The sequence below is a fragment of the Paenibacillus antibioticophila genome, assembly GCF_000455265.1.
GTDB classification, from domain to species: domain Bacteria; phylum Bacillota; class Bacilli; order Paenibacillales; family Paenibacillaceae; genus Fontibacillus; species Fontibacillus antibioticophila.
In genome coordinates this window covers 467,490-480,104 of the sequence record NZ_HG005139.1, presented here as the reverse complement: position 1 = coordinate 480,104, position 12,615 = coordinate 467,490, and the positions used below count along the sequence as shown (strand labels likewise).

General features: G+C 49.4%; 15 protein-coding genes and 1 tRNA gene. 1 reads left to right on the top strand and 15 read right to left on the bottom strand.

Annotation, left to right across the window (positions count from 1 at the left end; genetic code table 11):
• Positions 1 to 85 precede the first annotated feature (85 nt).
• From TX85_RS02050 to TX85_RS01990, 13 genes are all read right to left on the bottom strand, one after another.
• The gene (locus TX85_RS02050; protein WP_049894756.1) at positions 86 to 598 is read right to left on the bottom strand and encodes an A24 family peptidase; all 513 of its coding nucleotides are present in this window, start codon (positions 596 to 598) and stop codon (positions 86 to 88) included.
• A gap of 16 nt (positions 599 to 614) precedes the next feature.
• Positions 615 to 1,601 (bottom strand): TadE/TadG family type IV pilus assembly protein, encoded by a 987-nt coding sequence (locus tag TX85_RS02045; protein WP_044477480.1) that lies wholly within the window; start codon positions 1,599 to 1,601, stop codon positions 615 to 617.
• On the bottom strand, positions 1,570 to 3,804 hold the full coding sequence (locus TX85_RS02040) for a hypothetical protein (protein WP_044477479.1): 2,235 nt from the start codon (positions 3,802 to 3,804) through the stop codon (positions 1,570 to 1,572). Before TX85_RS02040 ends, TX85_RS02045 begins: the two co-directional genes overlap by 32 nt.
• 33 nt (positions 3,805 to 3,837) lie before the next feature.
• Positions 3,838 to 4,494: a TadE/TadG family type IV pilus assembly protein gene (locus tag TX85_RS02035; RefSeq protein WP_044477478.1), complete on the bottom strand. Its 657-nt coding sequence runs from the start codon at positions 4,492 to 4,494 to the stop codon at positions 3,838 to 3,840.
• Entirely contained in the window at positions 4,491 to 4,685 is a 195-nt protein-coding gene (locus tag TX85_RS02030; protein WP_044477476.1) for a Flp1 family type IVb pilin, read from the bottom strand. The genes TX85_RS02035 and TX85_RS02030 overlap by 4 nt, the downstream gene beginning before the upstream one ends.
• 42 nt (positions 4,686 to 4,727) lie before the next feature.
• A complete protein-coding gene (locus TX85_RS02025) occupies positions 4,728 to 5,600 on the bottom strand; it encodes a type II secretion system F family protein (RefSeq protein WP_044477475.1) in 873 nt (290 codons plus the stop codon).
• Between the two features lie 11 nt (positions 5,601 to 5,611).
• Positions 5,612 to 6,421 (bottom strand): type II secretion system F family protein, encoded by an 810-nt coding sequence (locus TX85_RS02020; RefSeq protein ID WP_044477474.1) that lies wholly within the window; start codon positions 6,419 to 6,421, stop codon positions 5,612 to 5,614.
• A complete protein-coding gene (locus TX85_RS02015; protein WP_187375122.1) occupies positions 6,408 to 7,670 on the bottom strand; it encodes a CpaF family protein in 1,263 nt (420 codons plus the stop codon). Before TX85_RS02015 ends, TX85_RS02020 begins: the two co-directional genes overlap by 14 nt.
• The gene (locus TX85_RS02010; RefSeq protein WP_044477473.1) at positions 7,667 to 8,833 is read right to left on the bottom strand and encodes an AAA family ATPase; all 1,167 of its coding nucleotides are present in this window, start codon (positions 8,831 to 8,833) and stop codon (positions 7,667 to 7,669) included. The genes TX85_RS02015 and TX85_RS02010 overlap by 4 nt, the downstream gene beginning before the upstream one ends.
• A gap of 379 nt (positions 8,834 to 9,212) precedes the next feature.
• Entirely contained in the window at positions 9,213 to 9,641 is a 429-nt protein-coding gene (locus tag TX85_RS02005; protein ID WP_044477472.1) for a thiol-disulfide oxidoreductase DCC family protein, read from the bottom strand.
• 93 nt (positions 9,642 to 9,734) lie between these two features.
• Positions 9,735 to 10,013, bottom strand: a complete 279-nt coding sequence (locus TX85_RS02000; protein ID WP_044477470.1) for a hypothetical protein — start codon at positions 10,011 to 10,013, stop codon at positions 9,735 to 9,737.
• Between the two features lie 228 nt (positions 10,014 to 10,241).
• Positions 10,242 to 10,324, bottom strand: a tRNA-Leu gene (locus TX85_RS01995).
• Positions 10,325 to 10,382: 58 nt separating this feature from the next.
• Complete coding sequence (locus TX85_RS01990) at positions 10,383 to 10,673, bottom strand: helix-turn-helix domain-containing protein (protein WP_392391803.1); 291 nt, start codon at positions 10,671 to 10,673, stop codon at positions 10,383 to 10,385.
• Between the two features lie 257 nt (positions 10,674 to 10,930).
• On the opposite strand from TX85_RS01990, the gene TX85_RS01985 reads away from it, so the two are divergent.
• Positions 10,931 to 11,575: a PAS domain-containing protein gene (locus TX85_RS01985; RefSeq protein WP_044477468.1), complete on the top strand. Its 645-nt coding sequence runs from the start codon at positions 10,931 to 10,933 to the stop codon at positions 11,573 to 11,575.
• Here the strand turns inward: TX85_RS01985 and TX85_RS01980 are convergent.
• Entirely contained in the window at positions 11,572 to 12,267 is a 696-nt protein-coding gene (locus TX85_RS01980; RefSeq protein WP_044477466.1) for an AzlC family ABC transporter permease, read from the bottom strand. The genes TX85_RS01985 and TX85_RS01980 overlap by 4 nt on opposite strands.
• Positions 12,268 to 12,292: 25 nt before the next feature.
• Positions 12,293 to 12,613 (bottom strand): AzlD domain-containing protein, encoded by a 321-nt coding sequence (locus TX85_RS01975; protein WP_044477464.1) that lies wholly within the window; start codon positions 12,611 to 12,613, stop codon positions 12,293 to 12,295.
• Positions 12,614 to 12,615 lie beyond the last annotated feature (2 nt).

Sequence of the window (12,615 nt, the reverse complement as noted above, 5' to 3'; positions counted from 1 at the left end):
CCTTACCGTTCAAGTGCATAAAAACGCCGTCACTTCTGGAAAAATCGGTCAGCAGTGCTACCACAGTTCATACACCTCGATCCTACTAATATAAAGCAGCGGTCAGAATAGCTCCCGGCAAGACGGCCAGCATGAATGGAATCCGGAGTTGACTCTTGCCAGCAATCCGGAGAGGAGCAATACTGCGCAGCATAAGGGCAGAAAAGATACGGGCAAGCAGAGCTCTGATCCGGGAGAACATCTCTCTTCTGAACAATAAGACAACCAAACCGATTAGCCCCGCCGCCATTACGGAATAGAACAAAATTTGCAGGGTAAGTAGGGTGCCTGTCCAAGCACCGATCCCTGCAAACAGCTTGACATCTCCTCCGCCAACCGCACCGCACCAATACATCAGAAGCATCAAGCCGAAGCCTGCCCCCGCTCCTTGGAGTGAAAACCACCCTCCAGACCAGCCATTTTGGAGCAGATGAGCAACTATGCCTGTTACCAGCCCGCTAATCGTAATCCAATTTGGAATTTTCATAGATTTAATATCCGTAACAAATGCAGCTCCTAACATGATGAAGCATCCGATATATTCCCATGCCAGATTCATTTTCTATCATTCCTTCCTATTCTTTAGCTCGCGGGCTCTCGACATGGAACTGCTCTGTGGTCCGCGCTCCATCTTCTGTTTCGATGACGAAAGTCCATTCCCCGGGGGTGGTATTGCCGCCTACAAGCCAATTCCATGAAACAATTCCATTCTCGTCAGCCTTGGCTTCCCCTAAATATTTGGCTTGGCTGACCCCGCTTTTATAATAAACCGTCATCGTTGCAGACGCCCCCGGCTCGACTAATGCCGTCACTTCAGCTCTGCGGCCTGCAAACGCAGGTTCTGGCTTGGATAATACCTTGGCTGCAGTCCCTGTACCGGGCTCACCATCTGAATTCTTGTTCCCCAATTCATCTGTGTCTCCGATCCACAGCCGTTCCTCTGCCCGAGCCTGGATCCAGATCGCCTGTCCGGTAAAAGGAACCTTGATCGGCAGCACATAGCTGACCTCCAGCCCAAAGTACGGGGTCTTTCCTGTCCGCAGATCCGGAATCGTTACTCTGCTAACATGTAATCTGGCTTCATTTAAGGAGGTCGCCTGCAGAAATGGACTGAGGAGCGGCTTGATCACCGGGTCCAGAACCGCCTCTGCGACATTTCCTTTAAGGTCTTGAAGGGGGGCTTCGCCCTTCTTCACAGCTGCCTGAACCCACTCCGATACCGGAGAAGGCAGCTTGGAAGCATACTGGGACGACCATTCTGATAAAGAAAAGTCATAGATGCGTTCAAGCGATAGCGAATTATTCGAGCTCGCACTTTGCTCCTCCTCCGTCTGGGAAGAAGCAACTGCAAGCGCGACCGGATAGATATGTGCTGATACTTGTCTGACCGCATTCGATGTCACAGCATGAAGTTGGGTAGCGACAAGGGTCATTTGAATCATATAGATAAACAAGAACAGCACCATGACGAACATAGGCATAACCAGGGTCGCTTCCAGTACAATGCTTCCGCGCACTTCGCCCAGGGATCTAGTATGAAAAGTCTGCTTGTTTCTCCGCATAATATCTTGTCCCTTCCACTTTGCCCTTCAGAATCCCCGTATTACCCATCAGACTTGCTATTCCCGGGAGGAACCATAGCGGAATTGCCGTCGTCAGCTTGGCACTCACATAGGTTTCCCTCTCATCAACAGGCACCCCGGTATTCAGGCGAATAACAGCCAGCATACGTGACAACCGAGACTTGCCGGGACCATGAAGCATTAGAAATATGCGCAAGTGATCCCGGTAGGTCAGCTTGACCTTCAGATAATCACTCAGCTCCAGATATCCGTCCTTCGTCAGTGAAATCATGTCCTTAATAGCGTGCTCTACGCCGTAGAGAAGCGCTCCAGCCACAATCAACAACGGGTTCCCGTTCTTCGAGTTTTTGAGCAGCCCCTCCATCGTCCGAATCGCCAGACGCATCGCGAAAATCTCCCCGTACGCGGCGGCAATATTGCCTTGGGGAGAATGGAATCCATAAAGAATATATTCAATCTCCTGGCTCTCCACAGAGAAATCTGCAGCGCCCGATTCACCAGACTCTCCCCCCAAGGATTCGATCGTTCCCTGAAGCTCCTTCAAATCGAAATGATTGAAATAGCCTGTTATGTATTCTGCTTGAAAAAGATTGTCCGACATGCTGTCCATCAGTGCCGCAATTCCACCATAGAAGGAATCCATTCCGCCCATCGCCGCTCCTCCGGCTTCATATGGATCACTCTTGATGCTGTTCTTTCGCGCATTATCGCTATCCTCAGCTTGATTCATATCTTTGTTCGCCTTGTAAAAGGACTCCAGCAGATCAAACTGCTCCTGATTCTGCTGCGATTCCTCCTTCAGATTATCAATTCGGCCAAGAAGCCCTTTAGCTTCATCCAGTTTATCCTCGGCCTTCTTTTCGGTCTCTTTGCGTTCCTTGTCTGAACCGCGGTACTCTTCAATGATTGCCTTGATTCGCTGCAGACGGTTTCCAGATCCGGCATCAGCAAATTCAGTCAAGTACTTATCAGCTTCTTTTCTCGCACGATCAACCGCAGAATGAAGCGCTGACTCTGAAGCCGACGCAGACAGAACCGAGCCTTCCATAGATAAAAATGCGCTTGCAGCGCCTGAAAATGAAATGACCCGCTCAGTCTGCGCCTCAATTCCCGCTGAAATATCATTCAATAATGATTCAGAAAGCAGCAGCTTTCGGCTTTGAGCACGAAGCGGAGCGATTTCTTCTTTTCCGGAGACCGATAAACTCTCGCCGCTACCCACTTTGTTATAGGCCTCCTGCTCAGGGCGTTGCTCCGCCTTCTCGATCAGAAGCAGCATTTCTGCATTCAAGCTTCTAATTTCTTGCAAGAGCTCCTTTGCCTTAGAAAGCACAACATTATGAAGCTGCTTTGCAGCATTATTACGGTCATTCATCTCTCTAAACAGAAGCGAAGCCGACTGCTGGTACCGGCTAATTTCCAAAGCATAACTATCATCTTCTTCCTGTTCTCCTCCTGAATGCTCAGCAGCTTCCCTACGTGCCCGCTCAGCCTCAATCATCGAGACATAATTGCTGTACCCTGATACCAGCTGCTCCGCAGTTTGAAAGCCCGATTGACTGCTGCCGGAACCTGAACCGGTTCTTGGAAGCAAGGCAGCCAACTGAGCTGCTGACTGAGCCGCTGTGGCTTGTCCGTTCAGCAATTCATCCAGCTTGGCTTCTCGACGGTCGTACAGCTTCTGCAGCTTTCCAAGTAAATCTACCGTGTTGGAAGCCTCCTTCATCGCCTCCGACATCGGCTTAAAGCGATTAATAATATCGATAGAGAAGTCAATCGGAGCACGATACTTCATCTGTTCCCGAATCTGCTGTTCAAACACTTCATATTTACCAAGCTGTCGCCCCAGCTCCACTGTAGATTCATCCAGCCGAACATCCACAATCGGAAAGGAATCGCTTCGCCTCATATAGTTCAGCTGGTCGCTTAACACCTTGGACATAAGGTAATTCTCATCTGTTTCACCAAAGGCAAATAAGCCGTATCGCTCCAGAAGCATCGGATCGTAAGCCGAGAGCACAGAACGTGATGCAGAGCGCACCAGCAGCTCTGTCTTTGCCTGCAGCGCCGACATTCTGGCAAAATCAATGAAAATGGCAACAAAGGCAAATACCGCAGCAAATATCATAATCAAGAATACGGATACACTGCCTGCTTCTGAATGATTTCTCCATCTTTTCAATCACGTCACCTCCAAGCGCTTGGAACGGACCACTCATTTTCCGTAAGCTTCGAGCGCCTTCCCTGCCTCCGAGGGATTCATTCCACCATCTCCGCGTTCTTTAAATCTGCAACCATAATATCGAGCCAGTTCTACTGTCCTGATCCATTCCACCGGATCGACGATATAGGCCTCGGAATGGCCAATTTGCTTCAGTGAGCCGATGACTCGCTCCAAGGCCGGAAAGGGAACGAATCGGTTTAGCGAGACGCTTACCTTTCGCAGTAGCAATTGATTCCGGTATTCCACACTCCCCTGAAGTCCGGCAGGAATCTCTGTACCAACTCTAAGCAGCTTCGTGATCGCAAGTGAATCTTTGCTGTTCCCATCGACAGGCAATTGCAACTCAGTCGTGTCTACCTTCCCTCCGAGTCCGAAAATCGCCTCAAGCATCCGATCCTCGGTCAAACGCCAGTACAGTTGATCGTGTTCACCGGCTCCAAAGGAGCCATCCCTTATCCCGCGGTGGCTGTTATCCCATACATAGGCGCTTCGTTCCGCTGCCACGACAGCAACATGACTGAGAATACTCTGCTGATAGAAATACAAGCAGAAGAACAGAAGCAGCAACAAGGATACAAATATAACCGGCATGACCAGGGAAGCTTCAAGCGTAAAGCTTCCCTCACAATCCCGACGAAGCTTACTCATTTACCTTCCATGAAGTCCTCAGTCTGAGACTTCGCCTTGCCCATCAGACTCGTAATCATCTCCTTAAGCTGAGACCGGAAAATGATTGCAATAATAACAATGACAGCAATAATCAGGATCATCTCCAGCATGCCAAGACCGTCCTCATTTCCCCAAAAGCTCTTTACTTTCCCTTGAATTTGCATCCACATATCCATCCGCTCCTATTCATGAATTAAATTAAGTTAAGCAAGTTATAAATTCATCATCATAAATGCCGGGGCTCCTACGAGAATGACGACCACCAAAAACAGGAGCACCATCGGAAATATCAATTTCGAAGAGGCTTGCTCTCCGAGTGTCTTGCATATCGCCTTCCTCCGCTCCCATAACGATCTGGACAAGTCCATCAAGGCAAGCACAAAATCATTGCCTCCTCTTCGGAAATTCAGCAGGACGGCTGTTGCGAATGCAGAAATCTCCTGGATGCCGCAGCGCCTGGAGAAGCCCTCCATCGCCTGTTGAAATGAATAGCCCCCGTCCCATTCCCGCTGCATCTGTCTCAGTTCTCTATACAAAGGATGGTTACAATCCTCTCCTTTCCGTTCGATACTCGTCCGGATCGCCTGCTGTACAGTTGATCCTGCGCCGACCAGCAAAATTATCTTGTTAAGCAGCTCCGGCAATTCCAGCAGCATCTCTTGCTCCCGCCGAACGACTTTTTTGTGCAAATCATGAATCAATGCAGCAGGCAGCAGGAAAGCAAGCATCGTGCCGATAATCAGTCCATCCGATCCTTGAGTCAACAATGACATCAGACAGCCCAATGTGAGCAGCAGCCAAGTATAAGACAGCATTTCAGCTAAAAATAATAAGGTGTGTTCTCCGCCGCGTCTGCCTCCGCTAATTTTTGTAATCGAGCGCTGAATTTTATAGAAGAAAATAGGGAGTCTTCGTGAAACGGCTATCTGATCCAATAAATACAACATGGGTGGAGCAATGGCCTGAAGGCGAATTCCCTCCAGATCAGCAGGCTTGCCAGTCGTATATCTTGGCCGGGATACAGCGAATAGTATTATCCAGCCTACCGATAAGAGCCCAAATAATAGTCCAGCCAGAATGAGCATACCTAGCCTCCTTATAGGCGGATATCCATCATACGCAAAATCATCCAGGAGCAGCCTGCATACATCAGAAGAGCTATCGCAGAAATAAGGAGTCCTCCCCCGCTATGCAGGGGCTCCATATAATCAGGCGAGCTGACATCCATAAAAATCAGAAATAACACGGGTGCCGCCAGCATCGCTTTGGACTCAAACCTCTTCTGGGCAAGCATGACTCCGATCTCCTGGGTAATCTCCAGCTTCTCGCTGATAATGGTGGAGGTTCGCCTTACAATTTCGATGAGGTCGCCTCCGGATCGTTTACAGGTTGTGAACACATCCGCAAAATTGCGTATGTCTTCAAGATCTGCACGTTGGCTAAAGTCTTGCAATGCCTCTTCGATAGGTTGACCATACTGCATTCTGGCGCAGATAATCTCCAACTCGCGGATCAAGTCATTGCCTCCGTCCGGATACAGCAGCTCAAGATCGTTGATCGCTTCACGAAATCCATTCTCCACAGAGCGCCCGGCGGCTAATGAGGAAGACAGCGAATAGAGCGCCTGTTTGAAATGAAGACCTAATGCTTCGCGTCTTCTGCGCAGCAAATATTGGCTCCAGTACTTCGGCAAAAGCACCGTACCTCCGACAAGAACAAAAGCTATCATGACCGAATGGAAAAACACATAGCCAATGCCGTACAGCAATAACCCGCCCACCAATAAACAGGCCGCTCTTTGCCGGTTACTGAGCGTATACTGCCGATAGTCAGGAAGTGGTGAAGCACCTTGCGGCTGCTTTTTGGCTTCGTTTGCTTGTCTCAGCACCCTTTTAGTCCATGCCATGTGCGCTTGCCTCCTCAGATAGGGCCGTTACATCGGCAGCAATCCCCGCCATGCTCAGCTTCTCGGTTCGAAGCATCGTTCCGGTTCGCTCCAGAACCCCTATCAATTTCCCCTCTTCCTCACCCAATTCTTTGAATTGATACAATCGGTTCAGAACCACCTCCCCATCCTCCATGCCGATGACCTCAGAGATTTCCATTACCCGCCTGCTCCGGTCACGAAGCCTGGACAAATGGATAAAAATATCGATCGCCGAAGCAATTTGCTTCCTTACAACCCCAATCGGCAAATCAGCTCCACTCAGGACCATGGTCTCCAGACGGCTGATCATATCTGCTGTATTGTTCGCATGCCCAGTGGATAAGCTGCCGTCATGGCCAGTGTTCATCGCCTGGAGCATATCAAGCGCCTCGGCACCCCGTACCTCTCCGACAATAATGCGGTTAGGGCGCATCCGGAGGGAGGAGCGGATCAGGTCTCTGACCGTAACTTCCCCTTTGCCTTCCGTATTCGCATTTCGCGTCTCTAAGGAGACCAGGTTGGGAACCGTCACGATCTGCAGCTCTGCGGAGTCCTCAATCGTAATCACCCGTTCATCTGAAGGGATGTACTGGGACAGAGCATTCAAAAATGTGGTTTTCCCGGACCCGGTTCCGCCGCTGATAAAAATATTGAATTTGCCGTAAATCAGCTTCTTTAACCATTCAGCGGTATCTATGTCCAGCGAGCCCTTAGCCACGAGATCATCCATAGATAACGGCCGCTCGGGAAATTTCCGGATCGTCATGGCCGGTCCTTTTAGTGAAACTGGCGGGAGTACAATGTTGACACGGGAGCCATCCTTCAACCGGGCATCGACAATTGGAGACGACTCATTGACAACCCGGTTCACATTCGACACAATGCTCTGAATAATATCCTCCAACCTTTCTCTGGATTCGAACTGCGCCGTAAGCTGCCGGATCGCTCCTGCCTGCTCGATAAAAATCTCCTCATGACCATTGATCATAATCTCGGTGATGGTTCGGTCATCAATCAGCGGCTGCAGTACGTCAAGCCCCCGGAAGGAATCGTACAGCCTGCGCACCCATTTTCGCTTCGCCGTTGAAGTCAGCTCCGTCAACCGTTCATCTCCAAGAACATACCGCTCGATATGCTCCATTAGCTGGTCATCCTGCATGGCAGATGTCACATCAAGCCCGGAGCGAATCTCTCGACGCAGTGTCAGGAAGAGCTCATCTTCGATCATGCCGGGCTCTCCCTTCCGCCAGGAGCCGTCCAGTTCTCATTCTCGTGAAGCAATCTGCTTAATTTCATCACATCTCGTTGATATGCGGGCGCCTGCCGCTGAATGTCGGCATATCCAGCTGAGCCATTCCACGCTGGAATCCATGGCAATTCGGCCGAAATCGGGATGTTTTTTTCGGGAAGAGTAAGGAGGCCTTCTCCTGACGTGCGATTGGCAACAAACAGCGATTTTCCTATAATCCCTTTGTATAGCCCTGGGTTGGTTCGTTCAAGAAATGCCAGCCATTTTACCGTCTTGTCCAATATGATCCGGTTCTCACCGACAATCCAAAGAAGCTGGTCTGCCCGTTCCATCACGGTCTCTATACGAAGATCAGGAATGGAATCCGTATCAACAATTACAGCATCATAACTCCGGCTCTCGATAATGAATTTGAGCAATGCCACAACATCACTTCGCTCCAGCTCCTTCATCTCGTTCAGGTTACACAATGCCGGAAAGGCGTCGCCCCTCAAGAAAGCATTTCTATATACATAGTGACTAATTGGATAACGGGGCTTCTGATGCTTCTCTTCTGCTGCCTTCAAGTCATATAACAGCCGAGCCAAACCCGGACGTCCCTCAGCCTCAATCTCTTCCTTTCCGTCACTTGAGATATTGGACTGAAGTGATTCAAGACTGATGTAAATTACATGCTTTCCTTCGGATGCGAACTGTCTGGCAAGCTGGATAGAGACTGTTGTCTTCCCGCTTCCTCCGGCTGCCGATATGACTCCGATCAGCGTTGTCCTTCCCTCATTTCCAGCCGTCTCTCTTCTGCCCCGGATCATCTCCTCAATCTCTGCCAGCAAACGGCTTAAGGGCTGGTACTTCGATACCCCTAGGCCTGATCTCCCTTCCCGACTGGAATATCCTCCTTCCCGGAGTTCAATCCATGGAGCCCCCTCCCGCAGCTTCCCTTGCCAGCCCTCCCGAAACGATGTCTCTCCAAGAACGACATCCATCTCATCCGGCGCATTCTCAATATATTTCCAAAGTGCTTCCTTCCGGCTGAAAGCGGTCACCACCACCCGTCTTTCAAACTCACTACAACGGATATATTGAAGAAACGGTTCAATGTAATCCTCTTCCGTTGCGGCTAAAACAAGCCTGATTGGCTGCATCGCCCGCCTCACCTCCTCCCGGAACCAAAAAAAGCACCGCCCACAAACCGATGACTCGGTTGGTGGACGGTGCTTCCGTTCCGGTATTCCTTAAATTTACAGTTAGGTTATCATAATAACGTGATTCAGACAAGTCCCTTTTTCTAATCACAAATAAAAGCAATGACTGGCACATGAAGCATGGATATCTCTTCCATAATTTGATATATTCAGGTCAAAGGAGTAAACGAGGTCGAAGGAACTGTCTAGAAATTCACCAGAACAGATTAATTCTAAGTCTGTTGCCTCGTTAATCTTGGGAATTTTATCTTTGGTCATACTACTAAAACGCTCAGTAACCCCTCCTTGAACATACCACTGCCATGCCTTTTCGTCACCCTTATTCTTCTTCAATAAACCGACTGCGAATTTCCGGCGTTGGCACCATGCAGGCTGTATCCTTGCCAAACCATCGGTAACGGCGAGCAGCAATAAAATTATATATGAGATCCCTGATCGGTGGGGGGAGCACGATAAAGACATACAAGGCCGGCCAGGGAAAACGAAGGCGTCGGGCGATGCGAAGGGCTGCTGTGGATTGGGTATAGCAGCTTCCGTTCTCCACCAGAATGATCGTTGATGGAGCCTCTCCCTCCGGAAGGGCTCTTCCCAGTAACCTTGCCGCAGTATCCGACTGCAGAGACGCAAAGGCAAATCTCCTGGAAGGGTCGCGGTCAATGATAAAACGAACGGCAGCCTGGCACAGATGACATACACCGTCAAACAAGACGATGCTGCGTTCCTGCTTCAATGGCGGACTCTTTTTCATCCTAACCTCCTTATATTGCTTGCGTATTGAACAACCTCTAATAGAAAAAAGCACGGGGCAGTTCCCCCGCGCTCATTATTCCAACTCTGCTGCTTATTGAGCCAGAGCCTTGTCAAACCATTGTCCAGCTTCGATCTGGCTCGCAATATCACCTGAAAACTGATCCATGCATTTGCAGATGAAGTCTTTACGGCAGACCGGACATGGCGTCTTCTGCAACCGGCTGATGTTTGTCAGCTGCCATTCCGGTTCGCGGTTGTAAAATACCCGGCACTCCGTTCCATCGGCCAACTTGACGATAAACTCGTACAATCCATCTTTCTCATTGCTTCCAGCCTTGGTCACATTCGTTACATTCGGTCTGTAAGACATGATCATCACCCGTATTTATAAGATATAGTGCTCTGTAGTACTTAGACATATTAAATTATTTTTCCGGGGTGTGTCAACTTGGAAGAGGATGACAATCGGCTCCGGGCTATTTCCATTATTGCCGGATTAGCTTGAACTTATAGCAGATGTCAAAATAAAAAAGATCGACTAAGGGGCTTGCCCCTAATCGATCTCTTCTCAGACTCTTCACGGAGTCCATCATTTCAATGCGGTCGAGAGGACTCGAACCTCCACGGGTATACACCCACTACCCCCTCAAGATAGCGTGTCTGCCATTCCACCACGACCGCAAGTTGTTAAAGCGACAAGATTTATTATATCTTCTGAAATCTTAAATGTAAAGTGGTATTAATTCCCTCCCGAATCGCGCTGTTTGCGGTATTTCACGAAGGCTATGTATTCCTGAATAAATTCTTTCTCCGCGGGCTCCAGCTCCGTATTCAATCCTTCCCCATCCTGAAATACATAGTCGGCAGGAAGCTCATTCACAACCTCCGCTGGTTGAGCGATTCGCTCTCGTCCGGTTAGCAGCCAGTCTAAACTGACATCAAAAAAGGCAGCGATCTCAATTAGTTTGTTCGTGCTTGGCGTCGATTTTCCCCTTCTCCAATCTCCGAGGTTGCCTGTGCTGATTTTCAATTCCTCGCAAAATGATTTTTTCGTTATACCGTGCGACTTAATAAGAAACTCGATCCTGTTGTAGATAGACACTGTGCCCCGACCTTCCTTCAAAATACATCGAATTACGCATAAAAGTAATTAATAGTTGAGAAATTACGCTTTTGCGCTTATAATGACTTAGAAATAGAATTGTAGAACCATTATATCACAGCATTTCCAGCCATTAATAGGGTCGTAAAGTACGGATATAAATATGTATTATAGGAGCGTCTACTGTGACCGAGATCATTTCCGCACACCAAGCAACACAAAATCTGTCTAGAGGATTTGCAATCATCGATCCTGAAGGAGTTGTTCAGGCCGTGAATCCCGTCTTGATTCAGCAAACCGTTGATCTTGGGCTCTCGCCGGCATGGAGCAGCATTGGATTCAACATGCTTGAGCGTTTAAAAAAAGGACCCTATCCCAAGTTCTCTCCGCCACATACCTTCCGCCAGCTTTTTCGCCATTTTCGTTCCGTATTAAGAGGCTGTGCACCGTTCTTCGCCATGGAGCTTACCATTGAGTCCCCTTCCAGACGATCACTGGTGTTGGAACTCTCTCCCTTCATTCATCCCTTCTCTAGCCAGGTCGAAGGGTTATTGCTTACGTTGACCGACATCACCTTTTACAAATCGCTGGAGAACAGCCTGAGGACAGCTCTGGGTGAAGTGAGGACGTTAAGGGGCTTGCTGCCCATCTGCGCGGTATGCAAAAAGATTAAGGACGAAGCTAATCATTGGACCCTGATCGAGGAATATCTCATTCGGCACACTCATGCAGAATTTACTCACGATATTTGCCCGGATTGCATTAGAACCCTGTACCCTGAATACTCCTCCATTCTCGATGCCCCTGACAAAACCTCCGATACTGATTAGCTGTGCTCTCGCTTCTTAGGCCTCACCTTCATTGCGACGGCCGCGCCGAGCAATCCTCCAAGCACGATCCCAATCCCCCCGGCATTCAATAAGGCTGCGAGGGTAGCCAAGAGGGCACCGCACAGCGCAGCTGTCCAGTCCGCACGGCTTCGTTCACTGCCAAAGAGCAAGGCTATGAATAAGGCCGGAAGCGCAAACCCGAGAATTTCTGCCATTCCTGATGGGATCAGTGTACCCAGACCATAGCCCGCGAGGGTTCCCGCCAGCCAAGAGCCGTATGCCGCGAGCATCACAGTAATGAAATAAGGGACACTCAAGCGCTCGTTCTTGTCTAATCGGCTGGACACGACGGCAAATACTTCGTCGGTCAGCCCGAAGGCACCCAGCCATTTATGGGGCTCGCTCCAGCCCCTTACATGCGGTCCGATCGATGTGCCATACATAATGTGCCGCATATTAACCAGAAGCAATGTCGATATGATCGTAAAAGGCGAAATGGCATCACCCAGCAGACTAAGCAGCATAAATTGAGCCCCGCCAGAGTATATCCATGCGGAGGTCAGAAAATTATAATGTGCCGGCATCCCGGAAGCGGAAGCCAGAACGCCAAATGCGGCTGCCAAAGGAAAATAAGCTAATACAACAGGAAGTACATCTCTTAACCCAAGTCTGATCTTGTCCAATGGATTCATATTCTTCTCTCCGAATTCTCTCGCACTATAAGATGAGGTGGCCAATGAGCGCATACAGCAATATCCCGGAGGTTACGGTCAATAAGAACCGGCGCGTCTTCCATGCGATAAGCATGGTTGGGAGCGCGGCAAGCAATACGGCATTGTCTGTCACGGATACCCAGCGATTGTCCGACAATAGCAGAACTGGTCCCAGCATAGCCCCCAGCACAGCCGGAGAGACGTAGGAGAGCCATTCCTTTGTCCGTTCATTCCATTTCACTCGGCTTCCCAATACCAAGGAACCAGCACGAAATAAATAAGTCCCCACACCTGTCACCGCAATGATCCAAAATAGATTCTCCATCT